The 21,861-nt window shown below is 65.1% G+C and carries 17 protein-coding genes; 14 read left to right on the top strand and 3 right to left on the bottom strand.

Going from position 1 to position 21,861, the window contains the following annotated elements:
• Window positions 1–5: 5 nt before the first annotated feature.
• Window positions 6–3,212, bottom strand: coding sequence for a type II CRISPR RNA-guided endonuclease Cas9 (gene cas9, locus VEIS_RS06010; protein ID WP_011809011.1), 3,207 nt, complete (start codon window positions 3,210–3,212; stop codon window positions 6–8).
• Between the two features lie 984 nt (window positions 3,213–4,196).
• Between cas9 and VEIS_RS06005 the strand changes: the two genes are divergently transcribed.
• From VEIS_RS06005 to VEIS_RS05985, 5 genes are all read left to right on the top strand, one after another.
• On the top strand, window positions 4,197–5,027 hold the full coding sequence (locus VEIS_RS06005; RefSeq protein WP_011809009.1) for a glycosyltransferase family protein: 831 nt from the start codon (window positions 4,197–4,199) through the stop codon (window positions 5,025–5,027).
• Complete coding sequence (locus VEIS_RS06000) at window positions 5,024–6,124, top strand: glycosyltransferase family 4 protein (protein ID WP_011809008.1); 1,101 nt, start codon at window positions 5,024–5,026, stop codon at window positions 6,122–6,124. The genes VEIS_RS06005 and VEIS_RS06000 overlap by 4 nt, the downstream gene beginning before the upstream one ends.
• Before the next feature lie 141 nt (window positions 6,125–6,265).
• Window positions 6,266–7,156 carry an acetylglutamate kinase gene (argB, locus tag VEIS_RS05995; RefSeq protein ID WP_011809007.1) on the top strand — a complete coding sequence of 297 codons (891 nt, stop codon included), beginning with the start codon at window positions 6,266–6,268 and terminating at the stop codon, window positions 7,154–7,156.
• A 104-nt stretch (window positions 7,157–7,260) separates the two neighbouring features.
• Window positions 7,261–8,010, top strand: coding sequence for a TetR/AcrR family transcriptional regulator (locus tag VEIS_RS05990; protein ID WP_083758576.1), 750 nt, complete (start codon window positions 7,261–7,263; stop codon window positions 8,008–8,010).
• Window positions 8,011–8,014: 4 nt separating this feature from the next.
• Window positions 8,015–9,811, top strand: coding sequence for an acyl-CoA dehydrogenase C-terminal domain-containing protein (locus VEIS_RS05985; RefSeq protein ID WP_011809005.1), 1,797 nt, complete (start codon window positions 8,015–8,017; stop codon window positions 9,809–9,811).
• Window positions 9,812–9,902: 91 nt separating this feature from the next.
• On the opposite strand, the gene VEIS_RS05980 is transcribed toward VEIS_RS05985, so the two are convergent.
• Window positions 9,903–10,925, bottom strand: a complete 1,023-nt coding sequence (locus VEIS_RS05980) for a sulfate ABC transporter substrate-binding protein (RefSeq protein ID WP_041949841.1) — start codon at window positions 10,923–10,925, stop codon at window positions 9,903–9,905.
• 150 nt (window positions 10,926–11,075) lie between these two features.
• Here VEIS_RS05980 and VEIS_RS05975 point away from each other — a divergent pair, with 150 nt between their 5' ends.
• Window positions 11,076–11,348 (top strand): oxidative damage protection protein, encoded by a 273-nt coding sequence (locus VEIS_RS05975; protein WP_011809003.1) that lies wholly within the window; start codon window positions 11,076–11,078, stop codon window positions 11,346–11,348.
• A gap of 63 nt (window positions 11,349–11,411) precedes the next feature.
• A complete protein-coding gene (locus VEIS_RS05970; RefSeq protein WP_011809002.1) occupies window positions 11,412–13,283 on the top strand; it encodes a bifunctional tRNA (5-methylaminomethyl-2-thiouridine)(34)-methyltransferase MnmD/FAD-dependent 5-carboxymethylaminomethyl-2-thiouridine(34) oxidoreductase MnmC in 1,872 nt (623 codons plus the stop codon).
• Between the two features lie 129 nt (window positions 13,284–13,412).
• Here the strand turns inward: VEIS_RS05970 and VEIS_RS05965 are convergent, their stop codons facing one another.
• Window positions 13,413–14,102: a dienelactone hydrolase family protein gene (locus VEIS_RS05965; protein WP_011809001.1), complete on the bottom strand. Its 690-nt coding sequence runs from the start codon at window positions 14,100–14,102 to the stop codon at window positions 13,413–13,415.
• Between the two features lie 340 nt (window positions 14,103–14,442).
• Here VEIS_RS05965 and VEIS_RS05960 point away from each other — a divergent pair, with 340 nt between their 5' ends.
• The 7 genes from VEIS_RS05960 to trpE all read left to right on the top strand — a co-directional run bounded on the left by VEIS_RS05960 (window position 14,443) and on the right by trpE (window position 21,830).
• Window positions 14,443–15,348, top strand: a complete 906-nt coding sequence (locus VEIS_RS05960; RefSeq protein WP_041949840.1) for a transporter substrate-binding domain-containing protein — start codon at window positions 14,443–14,445, stop codon at window positions 15,346–15,348.
• Window positions 15,349–15,536: 188 nt separating this feature from the next.
• Window positions 15,537–16,292, top strand: a complete 756-nt coding sequence (locus tag VEIS_RS05955) for an amino acid ABC transporter permease (RefSeq protein WP_011808999.1) — start codon at window positions 15,537–15,539, stop codon at window positions 16,290–16,292.
• Window positions 16,289–16,957: an amino acid ABC transporter permease gene (locus VEIS_RS05950; protein WP_011808998.1), complete on the top strand. Its 669-nt coding sequence runs from the start codon at window positions 16,289–16,291 to the stop codon at window positions 16,955–16,957. The genes VEIS_RS05955 and VEIS_RS05950 overlap by 4 nt, the downstream gene beginning before the upstream one ends.
• 42 nt (window positions 16,958–16,999) lie before the next feature.
• Complete coding sequence (locus VEIS_RS05945; protein ID WP_011808997.1) at window positions 17,000–17,737, top strand: amino acid ABC transporter ATP-binding protein; 738 nt, start codon at window positions 17,000–17,002, stop codon at window positions 17,735–17,737.
• Between the two features lie 247 nt (window positions 17,738–17,984).
• The gene (gene pyrC, locus VEIS_RS05940) at window positions 17,985–19,028 is read left to right on the top strand and encodes a dihydroorotase (protein ID WP_011808996.1); all 1,044 of its coding nucleotides are present in this window, start codon (window positions 17,985–17,987) and stop codon (window positions 19,026–19,028) included.
• A gap of 101 nt (window positions 19,029–19,129) precedes the next feature.
• Window positions 19,130–20,008, top strand: coding sequence for a protease HtpX (htpX, locus tag VEIS_RS05935; protein ID WP_011808995.1), 879 nt, complete (start codon window positions 19,130–19,132; stop codon window positions 20,006–20,008).
• A gap of 322 nt (window positions 20,009–20,330) precedes the next feature.
• Window positions 20,331–21,830, top strand: coding sequence for an anthranilate synthase component I (gene trpE / locus VEIS_RS05930; protein ID WP_041950580.1), 1,500 nt, complete (start codon window positions 20,331–20,333; stop codon window positions 21,828–21,830).
• Window positions 21,831–21,861 lie beyond the last annotated feature (31 nt).

Raw genomic sequence — 21,861 nt, 5'->3', positions numbered from 1 at the left:
CGCCGTCAGCCTTTGAAGCCTGGGTCGCGCAGTTCGCCTATGGGGGAGATGGTGACTTGGCGGGCCTTGGCTTTGCGCAGTTGGTCAGCACGTTTGTAGGTGTAAGTAAATGGATCCTGCTCGTCCGGCATGTTATTGCGTTTATCCACGTTTGCTTCACGCACAGGCGCAAAAACCATCTCTTTCCCGCTCATTTTCACAACACGCATCACCTCATCGCGCCCATCGACTTCCATCCTGACACTATCCCCAATCACCAAGCGCATCACCAGCGGCTGCCCGTTTTGGCTCTGCGCGCCGCGCAGACGCTCCCAGCCTGATTTCCGCACGATGGAATCGGCTTCAACCGTCGAGATCACCTGCCCGGCACGCGCCGCCGCATCGGCAGCGGCCTTGATGCGATAGGCATCAAACGTCGAGATCACCTGCCCCTCCCACTTGCCCTTGCCGTTCTTCGTGATCTCGATGCAATAGTTGCTACCACTCGCATAGCCCTTGTACGGCAGGGGCTTGCCTTCTGCATCCACGCCATGGCGGGCGAGTTGGCGAGGCTCGTCAATAGGAATGAGGGTGATGGTCTTGTGGTCCGCGCTACCTTTGGCCTTGGGGCGTTGCTTGATTCTGCCGTCCTCGCGGATGCCGTCCTCGCGAATGCCGTGGGCGGTCCCTTTCATCATCGCCCCCTCAAAGCCATGGTCTGGCCGGTGACTGACCCGGATATGGCGCACTGCACGCTCCACATGGTCGTAGTAGCTGGGCCACCAAGGCAAGAGCATGTCTTGCACCAGCCGGGTCAAGCCATTTTCACGGGCTTGTTTGCTGGCGTTGGCAAAGCGCTGCATCAGGCCCTGGTCGGTCACGCCGATCACGCAGGCATCGACCGCATGATGGCGGTGGTCGTTGCGGTTTTTTTTGCCGTCCAAACCCAGCACAGAGTTCAACCCGAACTTGCCGCGCAGCTTGTCCGTCATCTGCCCCGGAATCACCCGCACCCCTTGCGGACACACCAGCCGCAAATAGTTGGCAGCCAGCCGCGAGAGGTAGCTCGTGTCATTGAGCGCACGGGCCAGAAAGTTCCGGTCCTTGCCCAACCAGCGCTGGTAGCCATCTTCCGCAAATCGGTAGCGCTTGCGCGGCGGCATGCCCTCGGCGCGTTGCAAGATGGCTTCATAGCGCCAACCCTGGGCTTCAAAGTCAGCCCGCGCCTCCCAAGGGGTGCGGTCGCCCTTGATGCGATTGGCCCGGCGCATGGCCACGGTGCGGTTGTTCAGGCTGTCGTCCAGCGTTCTCGAAAACGGCAGGATATGCTCGATTTCCACCGCTTCGCTAAGTAGCATAGTGGCGCTGATCCGTTCGCCGCTGTAGGGACAGTGACGGTCAGCGATATCCTTTTTGTTCAGTTCTTCCCACAAGATCCATTTTTTGATATCACGGTCGCGCACACGCTCGGGACTGGTTTCCAGGATTGGAGCAATGCGCTTACGAATGTCCTCGTTGCGCTTCTGGTTGTCAGCCTGTTCGCGCTGCGTCTGCTGCTTTTGCTCGCGACTTTGCTTCAAGTCACGCGCCAGCTCCACCACCACTTCGGTGGGGTGACCATAGCGGCGGATCAGCGCATTGACCACGGTGCGCACCTGGTTCAGCCCGATGTGTACCGTGGGGTTGGCGATCTTGCCGTAGCACTTTTCCTCATGGTCTTTGGCATCGCCACTGCCAAAGGCCACATGGCGCTGCAGGGCCTTGCCGTAGTACGGCAGTTGCTTGAAAGCGTACTGCGCTTGCACCTCGCCAGTTGATGCGATGGTGTGTTCGCCCACCTGCTGCACCTCATCCTCGGCGTAATCAAAGTCAAAACCCAGGTCGCTATGGTGCGCAAAACCGGCTGCCTGCACGGCCTTGTCGTAGGTGCAAACCTCGCGCTGCAACGCAGGCACGATGCGCTCCAAGGCCTTGCGGCTCAGGCGGCCATAGCCATCGGGCAAACGGGTGTTGACGATGGCCTCAGCGCACACCCCATCCACCCCCGTGTGTTGCTGCAACCAGGCGATCAAGGCGCCCTCGCTCTCCTGACTGACCAGTCGCCAAACGATCTCGTCTTGCACGGCTGCGTCAAACCCCGCCCAAGCGTCGCCAAACAAGTCCTTGCGGGCCAGTATGACGCTGGTGGCGTTGCCTTTGAGTTCGGCGCGCTTTTCGTCTTCCAGGTTGAACTTGCCCGAGAGCGTGAGCAACTTGCGTATTGCCGCAAAGCTCAGTTCTTTCTTGCCCTCCAGCGCGCTCACCACTGCATCACGCTGCGCCAGGTTCAGTGGCACTTCGCGCAGTGCTTCGTCCAGGAGACGCAGATTGTTCACCTCTTGCAGGATGCGAAAGCGCTGCGTGCTGGGCAAGGCCAGCGGGGCGCGTTCTTCTGCAGGCAGCAGCGTGCAGCGGCCAGGCTTGACAGGGCGCAGATCGCGTTGGTACAGCAGCGTGTCTTTCAATTCCGCACGCGCCGCTTCGGTGAACAAGCCAGGCTGCAACGCCGCTTGCGCGGCCCACAGCGCATCAAACTCCTGTTCAACCATGGCGCGGTCCACATACAGGTCATAGCCGATGCGCTTTTTACCCTCGTCAGTGGTGGAAGGCGTTTTACGGTAGCGTGCCCGCACCCATTGGCCGCGCACGCCCTCGGGCTTTTGCTGCATGCGCTCCTTCCAGAACCACTCGCCTGCCGTGGCGCAGTCGCTGTCCTGGATGCGCTTGCGCAGTTCGCTAATGGCTTGCTTGAGCGCGCCACTGTCATTGTCCTTGCGATCGGTCTTGCGGTTGCTTTTGAAACCCCGGCGCTGGTTGATGTGGAACAGCGCCCGGGCAAACTCGCCCGGGGTCAGGGCCTCATGCAAGCCCTTGGCGCGCAACTGGTAGGGGTTCAGCCGCTCCAGTTCCTTGCGCTCGGCCACCTCGGCAGGAAAAAAGCCATGCTGCACCAGTTGATCGTGCATGCGTTTTTTGCGCTTGAGCAAACGGTCCCGGCGCCGGCGCATGGCGCGGGCCACGCGGCGGTGGACTGCCAGCGGCTCGCTGTTGGCATTGCGACCATCGCTGAAGATGCGAACCCCCGCCCTGATGATGGCCGTAGGCTCACGCGCCTCATTCAGCCGAAAAATAGCCCATCCCAGCGAAGTCGATCCCAGATCCAGCGCCAGGCGATAAGCGACGGCCTTGTTCATTGGTACCTCTCATGCATTGATTGACGGGGGTGGTTGTAGCAGATGTGGCGAATCAGGTTACACTGGCAACCGGATATCTCACTGGGATATGCGCTCTGGACGCTAACAAGCCGAGAGATGCGGCGCCAAATGGAAAGCCCCGCAGTGCGGGGCTTTCGTCATTTCGGCCAACCCACTGCGTTCGTCCCAGGCTGCTGCACGGCCAGCCAGATCGCCCGCGCATCGGTTGCGCCGGTCTTGCGGCCGGCCACCAACGGGCGCGCCGCCTTGCCGTGGGTCGAAGCGCACGCTGTGACCCCAGGCCATGATTGCGCGCGCCCACACCGTGTCCAACCGCGCCCATTGGTGCCCAATGGAGCGTGCGCCAGTGCAGACCCCGATGCCAGGCGCGCAGGGCCGTCGATTGGCAAAGTGCTCCAACACCTTGGCCGGCTTCAATGGGATGGTGCTTCTCGCCCGATTCCATGTCCGGCATGCGCCTCTGAAACCGCCACTGAAGCACGCTCTTGGCGCTATCCAGGCCGTGCCCCCGCCGGCCGTCGATCGTGCCGATGGTTTGCCCGGCGTTCATGGGCCGAAGTATCAGTATCATTCAAGCCCATGCAGCGGCTCCAAGCGTTCAAATACCCACCCCGCCCAACGGCGGGCAAGTGCGCAAGATGCGCTGCTTCGCCGGTTCTTGCCGATTCGTCTGCAACGAGGCGCGCCAGTGCTGCAAAAGACCGGCTACACGGCGGGCCGCAGGTTCCTCGGCGACGCGGCGCTGGCAAAACGCCTGACCGCGTGGCGCAACGGCACTGAAACGCCATGGCTCGAAGAGGCCCCGGTTCATCCGTTGCGACATGCCGGCGTAATGAAGGTATTGGCACGGGGACGCCGCGCTGCAGCCTGTGGAGAGGCTGTCGAGAGGACGGCGCTGGCCTGGACGGAACCGGCCTGTAGCGCAGCAGGAACCCGCCGAAGTGACTGTGACTGAGGCAACCCATGGGTAGCACCGCAGGAATCCCCCTTTGGGCGGGGGAGGGTGTCAAGACCTGCTTTTCTCCTTTGCCGGGCGACTTGGTGGTCTCGGTGGTCAGCCATGGCCACGGGCCGCTGGTGCAGCGTCTGCTGGACGACTTGGCGCGGCTGAGCAGCGCCACGGTGCGGCGTGTGGTGCTGACGCTGAATTTGCCCGAGGCGCCGCCCTTGCCGCCCGCCGGTGGCTGGCCTTTTGCGCTGCAGATTCGCGGCAATGCCCGGCCTGTGGGCTTTGGCACAAACCACAATCGGGCGCTGGCCGGAGCGACCGAGCCTTGCGTCTGTGTGCTGAACCCGGATATCACGCTGGCCTGCGGCGACCCCTTTGCCGCGCTGGTGCAACTGGCAGCGGCGCCGGGCATTGGCTGTGCCTACCCGGTGCAGATCGATGCCCAGGGCCGCCGGCAAGACAGTGAACGTGCATTGCCCACGCCCCGTGCCTTATGGCGCCGCCGCGCCCGCAGGTTGCCTGAAACAAGGCTGGATTGGGTCAACGCCGCCTGCTTGGTGCTGCCGCAGCCGGTGTGGCAGTCGCTCAACGGGTTTGACGAGGGCTACTTCATGTACTGCGAAGATGTGGACCTGTGCCTGCGTCTGCGCCTGGCCGGTTTCAGGCTGGCACGCGCGCCGGCGCAACTGGTGCATGCGGGCCAGCGGGCCAGCGGGCGGCGCCTGAACCATCTGTGCTGGCATCTGCAAAGCCTCTGGCGGCTCTGGAACTCGCCCGTCTACAGGCAGGCGCAACGGCTGCTTGCATCTGACCGGGCCATCACTGATAGGATCGATGTCCCATGATCTTGTTGTCTGTGGTGGGTTTTCTGGTGGCGGCGCTGGTTGCGGGGCTCATCGTGCGATGGGGGCGCAAACATGCGGCGCGCTACGGCAATGCGATGCCGCAGCGCTTTCATCTGGGCGACATCCCCCGCATCGGCGGGGCCGCATTGCTGATCGGCATGGCCATGAGTTGGGGGCTGGGGATGTGGCAGTCCTCCCAGGGTGATCCCGGCTCGCTGCGCTTGGACACCTGGGTGGGTGGCTGGCTGCTGGTCTTGCTGCCCGCTGCGCTGGGGGGTATTGCCGAGGACATGACGCAGCGCCTGTCGGTGCGCTATCGGCTGATCCTGACCGGCACGTCCGGCGCGTTGGCGGTGCTGCTGCTCGATCTCACCTTGCCCCGTCTGGGCTGGCCCTGGCTGGATGCGTTGCTGGCCTCCGCCCCATGGCTGGGCGTTGTCATCGTGGTGCTGGCCATCGCCGGCCTGCCACATGCGTTCAACATCATCGACGGCTACAACGGCTTGGCGGGCATGGTCGCCCTGATCGTCTGTCTGGCCCTGGCCCATGTGGCCATGCAGGTGGGCGACCGCGCGCTGGCCGCGCTGCTGATGTCCACCGCCGCCGCCACCGGGGGGTTTCTGATCTGGAACTATCCGCATGGCATGCTGTTTGCCGGCGATGGTGGCGCCTATGTCTGGGGCGTGGCGATTGCCCTGGCCAGCATCTCGCTGGTGCAGCGCAATGCCGATGTGTCGCCATGGTTCCCGATGCTGCTGTTGATTTATCCGGTCTGGGAGACGATTTTCTCGATCTACAGGAAGGCCGTTCGCGGCATCTCGCCCGGCGTGGCCGACGCGCTGCATTTTCATCAGCTGATCTACCGCCGCATCGTGCGCGGCGTGTTCCACGATGACGAGTCACGCCGGGTGCTGATGCGCAACAACCGCACCTCGCCCTATCTGTGGGGCTTTACGCTGCTCACCGTGATGCCCGCAGTGCTGTTTTGGAACAACACCCCGGGGTTGATGGTGTTTTGCGGCTTGTTCGTGATCAGCTATGTGCTGGCCTACCTGGCCATCGTGCGCTTCAAGGTGCCGCGCTGGTTGCGCCGCTGAACATGCCGGCGGCATTTTCCAGGGCCGGGCGACTCTTTTGCTTGCACCCCCGACGGGGCCGCAAACATCCCGCTGCGCAGGCAGCGCCACGCGCATGCGGCACAATGCGCCCTACCGTTTTTTTGCGGATCGCAGGCCTGCATGACCGACCCTCTTTCGATTGCCCCGCGCGACCAGGCTGAAATCCTGGCCCGGGCGTTGCCCTATATCCGCAGGTTCCATGGCAAGACCATGGTCATCAAGTACGGTGGCAACGCGATGACCGACCCGGCGTTGCAGGCCGACTTTGCAGAAGATGTGGTGCTGCTCAAACTGGTCGGCATGAACCCGGTGGTGGTGCATGGCGGGGGGCCCCAGATCGAGACGGCATTGAATCGCCTGGGCAAAAAGGGCGTGTTCATCCAGGGCATGCGCGTGACCGACGCCGAGACCATGGAGGTGGTCGAGTGGGTGCTCGCCGGCCAGGTGCAGCAAGACATCGTGGGCCTGATCAACCAGGCCGGCGGCAAGGCCGTGGGGCTGACCGGGCGCGACGGCGCGATGATACGCGCGCAAAAGCTCAAGATGGTCGACAGCAAGGATTCCAGCATCGAACATGACATCGGCCAAGTGGGCGACATCGTGTCCATAGACCCCAGCGTGGTCAAGGCGCTGCAGGACGATGCCTTCATCCCGGTCATCAGCCCCATCGGCTTTGGCGAGAACAACGAGAGCTACAACATCAATGCCGACGTGGTGGCCAGCAAACTGGCCACCGTGCTGCAGGCGCAAAAACTGGTGCTGCTGACCAACACGCCGGGCGTGCTGGACAAGAAGGGGAATCTGCTGACCGATCTGACGGCCCGCGAGATCGATGCGCTGTTCGCCGACGGCACGATTTCCGGCGGCATGTTGCCCAAGATAGCTGGCGCACTCGATGCCGCCAAGGCGGGCGTGCATGCCGTGCACATCATCGATGGCCGGGTGCCGCATGCGATGCTGCTCGAAATCCTGACCGACCAAGCCTTCGGCACCATGATCCGCAGCCATTGAGCGCACGCGGGCAGTGTGCAAATCATTGGCCTTTTTTTCCGAAGGTGGTGGTTCGGCAGCGGATTTGCGGCAAAATAGAACGATCGTTCTTTTTTTCATGCGCGATGTCCACCGACCCAGACCAGAGCACCGACCAGCCCGGCGGCCAGATCACCCGCTTGCCGCGCGCGCGCAGCAGCGGCGGCGGCGACCGTGCCCTGCAAAAAGGCCAGCAAACCAAGGCCGCGATCGTCGATGCCGCCCTGGGTCTGGCCACGCACATCGGGCTGGAAGGGCTGTCGATCGGCGCGCTGGCCGATGTCACGGGCATGAGCAAGTCGGGCGTGTTTGCCCATTTCGGCTCGCGCGAGGAGTTGCAGATTTCCGTCATCCGCGAGTACCACACACGGTTCGAGCAGGAGGTGTTCTACCCCGCCCTGTCCGCGCCGCGCGGTGTGGCCCGGCTGAGCGCGCTGTTCGACAACTGGATGAAACGCAGCTCGATCGAAATCGACTCCGGCTGCATCTACATCAGTGGCGCGGTCGAGTTCGATGACCGCAGCGGCCCCGTGCGCGACGCGCTGGTGCATTCGGTGCTGACCTGGCACACCGCGATGCTGCGCGCGATAGAGCAGTGCAAAGAGGCAGGCCAATTGCGCCCGGACACCCGGGAGGAGCAGATGCTGTTTGAAATCCACGGCCTCATTCTTGCGCTGCACTACGAGGCGCGTTTCCTGCAGGCCCCGGGCGCTCCGGAGCGCGCCCAAGCGGGGTTTCACCACATTCTGGCGCGCTACGGCGCCCAGACCGACGCTGCGGCCCCCGCTGCAACCGACCAGGCGCCACGCCAGGTTTCCACCACCCACCGGGAGTAAACCCATGCCCATCTATACGCCGCCGCTGCGCGACATGCAATTCGTGCTGCACGAAGTGCTCGGGGTCAGTGATGAATTCAAGGCCCTGCCAGCGCATGCCGAAGTGGATGCGCAGACCATCGACGCCGTGCTCGCAGCCGGCGGCCGGTTCGCAGCCGAAGTGACCTTCCCGCTGAACACCGGTGGCGATGCACAAGGCTGCCAACACAACCCGTCCACCCATGCAGTGACCACGCCAACAGGCTTCAAGCAGGCCTACGCCCAATATGTCGAGGGCGGCTGGGCGGCGCTGTCCTGCGACCCGGCTTACGGCGGCCAGGGCCTGCCGCTGGTGCTCAACCAGTGCTTCTACGAGATGCTGAACGCAGCCAACCAGGCCTGGACCATGTACCCCGGCCTCTCGCATGGCGCCTATGCCTGCCTGCATGCGCATGGCACGCCGGAGCAAAAGAAAATCTACCTGCCCAAGCTCACCAGTGGCGCCTGGACCGGCACCATGTGCCTGACCGAGGCCCATTGCGGCACCGACCTGGGCCTGCTGCGCACCAAGGCCGAACCCCAGGCCGACGGCAGTTACAAGATCACCGGCAGCAAGATCTTCATCTCGGCCGGCGAGCATGACATGGCCGGCAACATCGTCCACCTGGTGCTGGCCCGCCTGCCCGATGCGCCTGCGGGCAGCAAGGGCATCAGCCTGTTCGTCTGCCCCAAGTTCATCGTGCACGCCGACGGCAGCCTGGGCGAGCGCAACGCGATCGACTGCGCCGGCCTGGAGCACAAGATGGGCATCCATGGCAATGCCACGGCGCAGATCATGCTCGACGGCGCCAGCGGCAGCCTGGTGGGCCAGCCCCACAAGGGCCTGGCCGCGATGTTCGTGATGATGAACGCCGCCCGTCTGGGTGTGGGCAACCAGTCGCTGGGCCTGACCGAAGTGGCCTACCAGAACGCGCTGGCCTACGCCAAGGAGCGCCTGCAGATGCGCAGCCTGGCCGGCCCCCGGGCGCGGGATCTGCCGGCCGATCCGATCATCGTGCACCCCGATGTGCGCAGGATGCTGCTCACGGCCAAGGCCTACGCCGAGGGCGGCCGCGCCCTGTCGAGCTACTGCGCACTGCTGCTGGACAAGGAGCAGCAGCACCCCGACGAAAAAGTGCGCCAGGCCAGCAGCGAAATGCTGGCGCTGCTGACACCGATCGTCAAAGCCTTCATCACCGACAACGGCTATGAAGCCACGACGCTGTGCCAGCAGGTCTTTGGCGGCCACGGCTACATCAAGGAATCGGGCATGGAGCAGCATGTGCGCGACGCGCGCATCAACATGATCTACGAAGGCACCAACACCATCCAGGCGCTGGACCTGCTGGGCCGCAAGGTGCTGGGCAACAACGGCGCCACGCTCAAGAAGTTCGGCCAGCTACTGGGCCAACTGGCGCAAGAGGCGGGCACAAACCGGAGCATGGCCGAGTTCATCACCCCCCTGGTCGAACTGGGCGAGCAACTGACCCCACTGACCACCGAGATCGGTTTGCGCGGCCTGCAAAACCCCGACGAAGTGGGCGCTGCCGCAGTCGACTACCTGCGCATCACCGGCCATCTGGTGTTTGGCTACTTTTTCGCCCGCATGGCCCAGGTCGCGCTGCGCCAGATGGCGGCCGGCAATGCCGATCCGTTCTACCCGGCCAAGCTGCAGACCGCACGCTTTTATTTCGCCCGGCTGTTCCCCGAGACCGCGACGCTGCTGCACCGCGTCCGCGCCGGCAGCCAGACCCTGATGGACACCGATCTGGCCCTGGCCTGATGCGGCCTGGCTCGCACCATCCCTGCGCCGCAGGCCATCCACTCGTCTGTGCCGCAGCTGCTCCGGCTGAACCGCTGCGGCGGATCGATGCCTACTTGCTGGTGTAGATCTGGTCGAAGCTCGCACCGTCGGCAAAATGCTCCCGGGCGGCCTTGTCCCAGCCACCGAAAGCGGCATCGATCGTGAACAGGTTCAGATCGGCAAACTGCCGGGCGTACTTGGCCTTGGCCTTTTCAGAAACTGCCGGACGGTAAAAATGCTTGCCCACGATGTTCTGGCCTTGCTCGGTGTAGAGAAACCGCAGATATTCCTCGGCCACGGCCCGCGTGCCCTTTTGGTCTACATTCTTGTCGACCACGGTCACGGCCGGCTCTGCCAGGATGGAGATGGATGGCGCAATCACGTCGAACCGGGGGCCGAATTCCTGGCCCAGCAGATAGGCCTCGTTTTCCCAGGCAATCAGCACATCGCCCTGGTTGCGCTGGGCAAAACTGATGGTCGAACCACGGGCGCCGGTGTCGAGCACCGGCACATTGCGATACAGCTTGGCGACAAACTCCTTGGCCTGCGCGTCGCTGCCGAGCTTGCGCCGGGCAAACTCCCAGGCCGCAAGGTAGTTCCAGCGCGCGCCCCCCGAGGTCTTGGGATTGGGCGTGATCACCGCGATGCCGGGCCGCACCAGGTCATCCCAGTCCTCGATGCCCTTCGGGTTGCCCTGGCGCACCACCAGCACGATGGTCGATGTGTAGGGCGAGCTGTTGTGCGGCAAACGCTTTTGCCAGTCCTTCGGAATCCAGTTGCCATGGTTGTGCAGCGCGTCGGTGTCGCCGGCCAGCGCCAGCGTGGCCACATCGGCCCCCAGCCCATCGATGATGGAGCGCGCCTGCTTGCCGGAGCCGCCGTGCGATTGCTTGACAATCACGTCCTGCCCGGTCTTGGCCTTCCAGTACTTGGCAAACGCCTGGTTGAATTCGACATACAGCTCGCGCGTCGGGTCATACGAGACATTGAGCAGCGTCACGGACTGCGCAAACGCCGGCCATGCCGTCAAGGCCATGCTGCCCGTCAGCGCGGCAGCCAGGGGAAACTTGATAAAGTCGCGGCGGTAATTCATTGGAAAGGCCCTTTTCAGATGCATGAAGCGCTGTGAAGCAGCGACGAAACGCATTCTGCAAGGCCCTCTTCAAAACTGGAATGACTGAAATTTCAGTTGTTTATATCAAAATCATCTGAGTGAACCCCTTCACTCGCCGCAAGGAGCCCCATGGCACGTACCGTTCAATGCATCAAGCTCGGCAAGGAGGCCGAGGGCCTGGACTTTCCTCCCTACCCCGGAGAACTGGGCCAACGCATCTGGGCCAACGTGAGCAAACAGGCTTGGGCGGGCTGGCTCAAGCACCAGACCATGCTGGTCAATGAAAACCGCCTGAACCTGGCCGACGCCCGTGCGCGCCAATACCTGGCCCGTCAGATGGAAAACCATTTTTTTGGCAGTGGCGCAGACGCTGCGGCGGGCTACGTCCCGCCCAGCGCGTAGCGCCGTGGGGCGCGGCGAAAAATGGTGCGGCCCCGAACCGTTTTTCCCGGCACGCAATGACATGTGACGCAGCGCGGTGAAGTGCCGGATTTTCTGCATGGTTGCGGTCTGCCTGCGGCCTGGGCCGGGCTGCCGCAATGGCGCATTCTGGAGACCGGGTTCGGCTTTGGCCTGAACTTCCTGGCGACCTGGGCCGCTTGGCGCGCCGATCCACACCGGCCTGTGCTGCTGCACTTCGTGGCGACCGAGGCCCAACCCGTCAGCGCCGCTGACCTGCTGCGGGCCGGCAGCGCCCGGCCCGGGCTTGCGCCGCTGGCGCAGGAGCTTTCGCGCCAGTGGTGGGGCCTGCTGCCGGGCCTGCACCGCCTGCGCTTCGACGACGGCCATGTGCTGCTCACGCTGTGCCTGGGCGACTGGCAGGCGCAACTGCGCCAGCAACGCCAGCAGCTGACGGTGGACTCGGTCTACCTGCATGACTTGCCGCAGGACTGGCGCCCCCAACGCCACCCCGCCCCTGCGGGTCTGCCGGGCCTGCCGGGTCTGAAGGCCGTGGCGGCTTGCTGCCGGCGCGGCACCCGGCTGGCCAGCCGGTGCAGCACCGTGCGGGATGCGCTGGTGCAATGCGGTTTCACGCTGCACCCCGCGCCCGGCAGCGACGCGCAGCGCGACATGCTGCATGCCGTCTACCAACCGCATTGGCAGCCGCGCACCATGCGACCCGCGGCAGCGCCGGCAACACCCGGCGAGTGCATGGTGATCGGTGGCGGCATTGCCGGCGCCGCCACTGCGGCCAGCCTGGCGCGGCGCGGCTGGCAACTGCGCGTGCTGGATCAGGCCGCAGCGCCTGCCGCAGGCGCCTCGGGCCTGCCGGCGGGCATCTTTGCGCCCCATGTGTCAGCCGACGACAACCTGCTCTCGCGCCTGTCGCGCAGCGGCGTGCGCAGCACGCTGGAGCAGGCCCGCTGGCGATTGCGCGAGGGCCTGGACTGGAGCCACTGCGGTGTGCTGGAGCACCGCGCCGACGCCAGCCCCGGCCTGCCTGCCCGCTGGAGCGACGGGCCTGGCGCCGATGGGCGCCAAAGCGCTGCGCATGCAGCGCTCGGCGCGCTGGCCCAATCCGGCCTGCCCGCCAATGCCAGCGTCTGCTGGCACCCGCAGGCCGGCTGGATACGCCCGGCACGCCTGGTGGCGGCCTTGCTGGCCCAGCCCGGCATTCGCTGGCAGGGCGCTTGCCGGGTGGCGCGGCTGCGGCGCGTCCAAGCGCCGGGCGCTGGCCCCACGGCATGGCAGGCACTGGACGCGCAAGGCCGGGTGCTGGCCCAAGCGCCCACGGTGGTCATCGCTGCCGGCGCCGGCAGCCTGGAACTGCTGGAACATCGCTGGCCCTTGCAGCCGGTGCGCGGTCAGGTGTCCTGGGGCCTGCATGGGGACCCGGCTGCGCCGCTGCTGCCCTTTCCGGTGAACGGCCATGGCCATCTGGTTCCCCGCTTTCCGTTGGGGGACGACGCGCAAGGCCCCTGCGCCTGGGTGATGGGCGCCACCTTTGAGCGCGGCGTGGAGCAGATGCCGCCTGCGCCCGCCGATGTGCAGGCCGCCCATGCCAGCCACTGGGCCCGATTGCAAACCCTGCTGCCCCGGATGGCGCCCCCACTGGAGTCCGCCTTCGCGGCGGCCCGTGCCGACGCCGGGCTTGCTGCGTCGGCGCGGGCCGCCCAATCCTGGGCCGCCGTGCGCTGCACCGCGCCCGACCGTTTGCCGATCGTCGGCCCGGTCGATGCGGCCGCCTTGCCCGGGCTATGGGTTTGCAGTGCCATGGGGGCACGCGGGCTGACGCTGGCGCTGCTGTGCGGCGAACTGCTGGCTGCGCGCCTGCAGGGCGAGCCTTTGCCGATAGAGCACCGGCTGGCCAAGGCGCTGGACAGCGGGCGCATGTAGCGCTTGCGGGGCCATGCGGCGCGCTGCTGCCCATGCGGCGCCTTGCCGTCCATGCGGCGCCTTGCCGTCCATGCAGCGCCTTGCGGCGCGCGTGCGTGTCAGCCGCAGCGCCTGCGGCGCGTGCCTGTGTCAGCCCAGGTGCTGGCCCAGGAATGCCAGCGTCCGGTCATGCGCCGTCACGGCCGATGGCTCGTGGTAGCTGCCGCGCTGGTCGCAGTTGAAGCCATGGTCGGCCGGATAGGTTTGCACCACGACTTCGGGGTGGGCCAAGGCAAAGGCCTGCACGCCAGCCAGCGCGATCCAGGGGTCGCGCTCGCCGAAATGGGCCAGCACGGGCACCAGGGGCTTGCGCGCCACTTCATCGGCCGTGGTCATCCCCCCGCCGTAATAAGGCACCGCCGCCGACAGCCCCCGGAGCGTACAGGCCGCGCGCCAACTGAGCAGGCCGCCCCAGCAAAAGCCCAGAATGCCCACCTTGCGGCCACTGTGCTGCGCCGCGTAGTCGATGGCCGCCTGAATGTCCGGCATCACACCCGCAGCGGGCAGCGCCTCGACCGCCGCCTTCAAGGCCATGCCGGCCTGCATATCCTCAGGCCCATAGCCCAGTTCGACTGCGGGCTCGATGCGGGCGAACAGCGCCGGCGCCACGGCCAGATAGCCGCTGGCTGCAAAGCGCTCGGCCACCGAGCGGATATGCGCGTTCACGCCAAAGATTTCCTGCAGCAGCACCACGGCGCCACGGGGCGCGCCTGCGGGGGTGGCCACCCAGGCGGGCAGCACGAAACCGTCAGCGCCCATCAGATCGACACTTTGTCCCATCGCTGTTGCTCCTTGAAAATGGCAGGCGGGTTGCGCTCGATGGGCGCCGATCTTACCGGGATTCATGCCCGGGAGCAGTGCACTACCGGCAAGGAGTCTGCGCCAAAGTGGGGCTTGAACAGGAATGCGCATGTTGTACAGTCTGCACCGTGGCATCGGGGCCGGCCAGATGCAGGGGCAGGGGCCAGATGCGCTGTGGCAAGGCCCCGGGTGGCACGAAGATTGCCGCTGTGCTGACCCGTGGTTTGCGCGCTTTTTTGGAGATAGCCCACTGACCCGACTCTGTAGCATCCAGGGTTGCGGAATTTTCCCTTTTTGCTTTCGACACCAGGAGATAACCATGAAAAAGCATTTGCTTGCGGCCACCGTGACCTCTCTCTGCCTCTCGGCCGGTAGCGTTGGCGCCCAGACCGGCGACACCCTGGCCAAAATCAAGGCCTCGGGCAGCGTGACGCTGGGCGTGCGCGAGTCCTCGGGTCTGTCCTACACGCTGGGCAACGGCAAGTATGTGGGCTTTCATACCGAAATGGCCGAGCGCATCCTGGCCGACATCCAAAAGCAACTGGGCCTGGCCACTCTGACAACCAAGTACCAGCCCGTCACCTCGCAAAACCGCATCCCGCTGGTGACCAATGGCACCGTGGACCTGGAATGCGGCTCGACCACCAACACCACGGCGCGCCAAAAGGATGTGGCTTTTGCCATGACCACCTATGTGGAAGAGATACGCACCGCGACCAAGGCCAACTCGGGCATCACGTCGATACGGGACCTGAACGGCAAGACCGTGGCCACGACCACCGGCACCACCTCGGTGCAGACCCTGCGCAGGCATCAGCGTGCCGATGGCGTCGACTTCAAGGAGGTCTTCGGCAAAGACCATGCGGACAGCTTTTTGCTGCTGGAGACGGGCCGCGCCGACGCATACGTGATGGACGTATCGATTCTGGCGGCCAACATCTCCAAGTCCAAGGCGCCTTCGGACTACAAGATCGTCGGCGAGGTACTGTCGGTGGAGCCCATTGCCTGCATGCTGCGCAAGGATGACCCGGCCTTCAAGAAGGCCGTCGACGACAGCATCAAGCGCCAGGTTGCCGACGGCTCGCTGGCCAAGCTGTACGACAAATGGTTCATGCAGCCGGTGCCGCCGAGCAACGTCACGCTTGGTTTGCCACTGTCGGATGCCATCAAGGCCGCTTGGGCCAATCCGAACGACAAACCGATGGAAGACTACGCCAAAAAGTAACTCCCCGGGTCTCACCTGCGTGCGCTGGCGTATCGGCACTGATGCACGCCCGTGCATCGCCCACCGAACCGCTCGCGCGCGCTGGAGCGCAGTGGCAGTGGCGGCACCCGTTTCATGCGCCGCAGGTCGTGCCGGCCAGGGCACGGCGCAATGGCCGGGAATTCAGGAGAACAGGAGGAGATGAGCCTATGAGCTGGGATTGGCAGGTGTTCTGCCAGAGCACCATCAGCCAGGATATGGCGCCGGGCTGCTTTGGCGAAGGTGGCGACACCACCTACCTGGACTGGATGCTGTCCGCCTGGGGCTGGACGATATCGGTCTCGCTGCTGGCGCTGGCTCTGGCGCTGGTGGCCGGCTCGGTGATCGGCACGCTGCGCACCTTGCAGGACCGGCCGATGATCGTGCGCCTGGGCAATGCCTGGGTCGAGCTGTTTCGCAACATTCCGCTGCTGGTGCAGATTTTCCTGTGGTACCACGTTCTGCCCAGCATGTTTCCGGTTTTGAAAGGCGCGCCGGGTTTTGCGCTGGTGGTGCTGGCGCTGGGCTTTTTCACCTCGGCGCGCATTGCCGAGCAGGTGCGGGCGGGCATACAGACCCTGCCCAGTGGCCAGCGCTACGCCGGTCTGGCCATGGGTTTCACCACCTTGCAGACCTACCGCTACGTGCTGCTGCCGATGGCGTTTCGCATCATCATCCCGCCGCTGACCAGCGAGATGATGAACATCTTCAAGAACTCCTCCGTGGCGTTTGCCGTGTCGGTGGCCGAACTGACGATGTTTGCGATGCAGGCGCAGGAAGAAACCGCGCGCGGCATCGAGGTCTATCTGGCCGTGACGGCGCTGTACATCATCTCGGCGTTGATCATCAACCGGATCATGGTGTTCATTGAAAAGCGCGTGCGCATTCCGGGCACGGCCGGTGGCGCAGCCGGAGGTCATCGATGATGAACCTGGACCTTTCCTTCTACAACCAGGAACTGATCTCCAACTTCGTGCTCAAGGGGCTGTACTTCAGCCTGCAGCTGACCTTGGAGGCCGCCATCGGCGGCATACTGCTTGGCACCCTGCTGGCGCTGATGCGTCTGTCGGGCAAAAAATGGCTGGAAATGCCTGCGGCCATCTACGTCAATGGCATGCGCAGCATTCCGCTGGTGATGGTGATCCTGTGGTTCTTTTTGCTGATGCCTGCGATCATCGGTCGGCCCATCGGCGCCGAAGTGTCGGCCGTCATCACCTTCATCGCTTTCGAGGCGGCTTACTTCAGCGAGATCATGCGCGCCGGCATTGCGGCGATACCGCGTGGCCAGGTGCATGCCGGCCAGGCCCTGGGCATGACCTATGCCCAGAACATGCAACTGGTGCTGCTGCCGCAGGCCCTGCGCAACATGCTGCCGGTGCTGCTGACGCAGATCATCATCTTGTTCCAGGACACATCGCTGGTCTACGCCATCGGTGCTTACGACCTGCTCAAGGGCTTTGAATTGGCGGGCAAGAACTTCGGGCGCCCCATCGAAGCCTATCTGGCGGCGACGGTGCTGTACTTTGCGCTGTGCTTTACGCTGTCCTGGCTGGTCAAACGCCTGCACCGCAAGATCGCGATCATCCGCTGAAGAACCCAATCAATGCAATGAGACCGGATCGGGGAACGAGACATGATAGAACTCAGGAACGTATCCAAATGGTATGGCCCGGTGCAGGTGCTCGACGACTGCTCGGCCTCGATCAACAAGGGCGAAGTGGTGGTGGTGTGCGGGCCTTCCGGCTCGGGCAAGTCCACGCTGATCAAGGCCATCAACGCGCTGGAGCCTTTTCAGAAGGGCGAAATCACGGTCGACGGCATCCGGCTGCACGACCCCCGCACCGACCTGCCCAAACTGCGCAGCCGCGTGGGCATGGTGTTCCAGCACTTCGAGCTGTTTCCGCACCTGTCCGTGATGCAGAACCTGACCATCGCGCAGATCAAGGTGCTCGGCCGCAACCCGGACGATGCCAAAAAGCGCGGCCTGGCGATGCTCGACCGGGTGGGGCTCGTCGCCCACAAGGACAAGTATCCGGGCCAGCTCTCCGGCGGCCAGCAGCAGCGCGTGGCGATTGCGCGGGCGCTGTCGATGGACCCGATCGTGATGCTGTTCGACGAGCCTACCTCGGCCCTCGACCCCGAGATGGTCGGCGAAGTGCTCGACGTGATGGTCGGCCTGGCCCACGAAGGCATGACCATGATGTGCGTGACGCACGAGATGGGCTTTGCCCGCAAGGTCAGCCACCGCGTGATCTTCATGGACGTGGGCGGCAAAATCCTGGAGGACTGCCCCAAGGACGACTTCTTCAACAACCTCGATGCACGCCAGCCGCGCACCAAGGATTTTCTCAACAAGATCTTGTCGCACTGAGCGCCGCACGGCCTGCGCGCATCGCTCGAAATGCGTGCATCGCTCCAAGGACAGACCTGTCCGATGGCGTTGAAGACAGCAGCCGCGCCCGCCCGCGCGCACCTCCTGGACTGGCCCGCCAGCGACAGGCCCATCCCTGATGCCACCGGGCCTGGCGGCCTGAAGACTTGCAGTCTGCTGGCACCCGGCTGGTGAGTTTTTTAGCTATATAAAACATAGCGCAGCGAGCCATGGGAAAATGCCGCCGATGAGCGCCGCAGCCCCCGACAGCATCACCATCACCCGCCCCGACGACTGGCACCTGCACCTGCGCGACGGCGCGCCGCTGCGCACCGTCGTGCCGCACGCGGCCGCCCGCTTCGGCCGCGCCATCATCATGCCCAACCTGCGCCCGCCGGTGACCAGCACGCAGCAGGCGCTGGACTACCGGCAGCGCATCCTGGCGGCCCTGCCCGCCGCAGCGCAGTTCGAGCCGCTGATGACGCTGTACCTCACCGACCAACTGCCGCCCGACGAGATCTGGCGCGCCCAGGCCGCCGGCGTGGTGGCCGCCAAGCTCTACCCTGCGGGCGCCACCACCCACAGCGACGCGGGCGTGACCGATCTGCGCAAGATTGGCAAAACGCTGGAGGCCATGCAAAAGGCCGACATGCCGCTGCTGGTGCACGGCGAAGTCACCGACAGTGACATCGACCTGTTCGACCGCGAGGCCGCATTCATCACGCAGCAGCTGATCCCGCTGCGCCGCGCTTACCCCGCGCTCAGGATCGTCCTGGAGCACATCACCACCCGGGATGCGGCCGACTATGTGCAGCAGGCCGACCGCTTCACGGCCGCCACCATCACCGCGCACCACCTGCTGTACAACCGCAACGCCTTGTTCACCGGCGGCATCTGCCCGCATTACTACTGCCTGCCCGTGCTCAAGCGCGAGACGCACCGCCTGGCGCTGGTGCAGGCGGCCAGCAGCGGCAGCCCCAAATTCTTTCTGGGCAGCGACAGCGCGCCGCACCCCGCGCACCTGAAGGAGCAGGCCACCGGCTGCGCCGGCTGCTACACCGCCCATGCCGCCATCGAGCTGTATGCCGAGGCTTTCGACAAGGCCGGCGCGCTCGGGCGGCTCGAAGGCTTTGCCAGTTTCCACGGCCCCGACTTCTACCGCCTGCCGCGCAACACCGGCCGCATCACGCTGCGCCGCGAATCCTGGACGCCCCCGCACAGCTTTGCGTTTGGCGACGCCTGGCTCAAGCCACTGCGCGCGGGCGAAGCCCTGCCGTGGAAACTGGCATGACGGCGCGCCGCGACCTGCCGGCTTGGCTTGAAGTGCAACACCCGGCCCCCATCTGCGCCTGCATTCACCTTGATGTTTGACCACCCCTACGGAGAGAGCACATGAAACGAATCTTGTTGTTTGTACTGACCAACCTGGCCGTCGTCCTCGTGCTGGGGGTGGTGGCCAGCCTGCTGGGCGTCAACCACTACCTCACGGGCAACGGTCTGAATCTGGGCGCGCTGCTGGGCTTTGCGCTGGTGATGGGCTTTGGCGGCGCGTTCATCTCGCTGCTGATCAGCAAGCCCATGGCCAAGTGGAGCGCGGGCGTGCGCGTGATCGACGGTTCGGGCTCGCCCGACGAGCGCTGGATCGTCGAGACCGTGCGCAAGCTGGCAAGCCAGGCCGGCATCGGCATGCCCGAAGTCGGCATCTTCGACGGCGCCCCGAATGCCTTTGCCACCGGCGCGTTCAAAAACTCGGCGCTGGTGGCGGTGTCCACCGGCCTGCTGCAGGGCATGACGCGCGAGGAAGTCGAGGCCGTGATCGGCCACGAGGTGGCCCACATTGCCAACGGCGACATGGTCACGATGACGCTGATCCAGGGCGTGATGAACACCTTCGTGGTGTTCCTGTCGCGCGTCATCGGCTATGCGGTCGACAGCGCGCTGCGCAAGAACAACGACAGCCAAACCGGCCCGGGCATGGGCTACTACGTGACCACCATCGTGCTGGACATCGCGCTGGGCTTTGTCGCGGCCATCATCGTGGCCTGGTTCAGCCGCCAGCGCGAGTTTCGCGCCGACGCCGGCGCCGCCCGGTTGATGGGCCGGCGCCAACCGATGATCGCCGCGCTGGCGCGCCTGGGCGGCATGCAGCCGGCGCAGTTGCCCAAGAGCATGGCCGCGCTGGGCATTGCCGGCGGCATCGGTCAGTGGTTCAGCACCCATCCGCCGTTGGAGGCCCGCATCGCGGCGCTGCAAAACGCGCACCAAGACTGAGCGCCACCGGCGCGGGCCACAGGGCCACAGGGCCACGGCAAGACCGCCGCAAAGCCGCCTGCCCCGTGCAGCGGCTTTTTTTCTTGGCGCGCAGCGGTCTGACTTGCTACACTCGCGACCCATGTTCATTCACCGCATGTTCATCACAGGTTGCAGCGACCGGGGAGCCTGGCCCTGGCGCCCGCCCGCTGCATCGAACGCCTGATCGTCTGATCGCACCAGGGCCTTGCCCCTGCGTGCACCCGTGGCCCCGCCGCCGGGGCCGATCGTGAATGAACCGCCGTCCCGCACCCCCGGGCACGGCGACAGTTGGGAGCCGCCCGTGATCACGGAACTCGAATTCAACAGCCTGGCCAACGCCGGCTACAACCGCATTCCGCTGATGCTGCAAGCCTTTGCGGACCTGGAAACCCCGCTCTCGCTCTACCTGAAGCTGGCGCACAGCCAGGACGGTGGCCGGCACAGCTTCCTGCTCGAATCGGTGGTCGGCGGGGAACGCTTCGGGCGCTACAGCTTCATCGGCCTGCCGGCACGCACCCTGCTGCGCGCCAGCGGCTTCGGGGCCGACGCCAAGACCGAAGTCGTCACCGATGGCCAGGTGGTCGAATCTGCGGCCGGCAATCCGCTCGATTTCATCGCCGCCTACCAGCAGCGCTTCAAGGTGGCGCTGCGGCCCGGCATGCCGCGTTTTTGCGGTGGTCTGGCGGGCTACTTCGGTTACGACGCGGTGCGCTACATCGAGAAAAAGTTGCAGGCCAGTTGCCCGCCGGACACGCTCGGCTGCCCCGACATCCTGCTGCTGCAATGCGAGGAGTTGGCCGTCATCGACAACCTCTCGGGCAAGCTGTACCTGATCGTCTATGCCGACCCGGCCCAGCCCGACGCCCATGCCCGGGGGCGCAAGCGGCTGCGCGAGCTCAAGGAGCAACTGCGGCATTCGGTGACGGCCCCGGTGCTGCAGGCCAGCGCCAGCCACCCGGTGCAGCGCGACTTTGCCAAGGCCGACTACCTGGCCGCCGTGGAGCGCGCCAAGGAGTTGATCGCCGCCGGCGACTTCATGCAGGTGCAACTGGGCCAGCGCATCCACAAGCGCTACAGCGCCAGCCCGCTGTCGCTGTACCGCGCGCTGCGCTCGCTCAACCCCTCGCCGTACATGTACTTCTATGACTTTGGCGACTTCCATGTGGTGGGCGCCAGCCCCGAAATCCTGGTGCGCCAGGAAAGGACCGAAGCCGGCACCAAGGTCACCATCCGTCCGCTGGCCGGCACCCGGCCTCGCGGCGCCACGCCCGAGAAGGACCAGGCCATCGAGGCCGAGCTGATCAACGACCCCAAGGAACGCGCCGAGCATGTGATGCTGATCGACCTGGCGCGCAACGACATCGGCCGCATCGCCAAGATCGGCAGCGTGAAGGTGACCGAGGCCTTCGCGGTCGAGCGCTACAGCCATGTGATGCACATCGTGAGCAATGTCGAAGGACTGCTGAGCGAGGGCATGACCAACATCGACGTGCTCCGGGCCACCTTCCCGGCCGGCACGCTCACCGGCGCGCCCAAGGTGCATGCGATGGAATTGATAGACCGGCTCGAACCGACCAAGCGCGGCCTGTACGGCGGCGCCTGCGGCTACCTGAGCTACGCCGGCGACATGGATGTGGCGATTGCGATCCGCACCGGCATCATCAAGGACGGCACGCTGCATGTGCAGGCGGCGGCAGGGGTGGTGGCCGATTCGGTGCCCGAACTGGAATGGAAGGAAACCGAGCACAAGGCCCGCGCGCTGCTGCGCGCCGCAGAACTCGTCGAGGAGGGACTGGAATGAACCGCGCCCGACAAGCCCCGCCAGCGAACCG

Source organism: Verminephrobacter eiseniae EF01-2, assembly GCF_000015565.1.
In the GTDB taxonomy this organism is placed as follows: Bacteria; Pseudomonadota; Gammaproteobacteria; order Burkholderiales; family Burkholderiaceae_C; genus Acidovorax; species Acidovorax eiseniae.
Note: the sequence above shows the minus strand (reverse complement) of the source record. Positions and strands in the feature narration are given on the sequence as shown.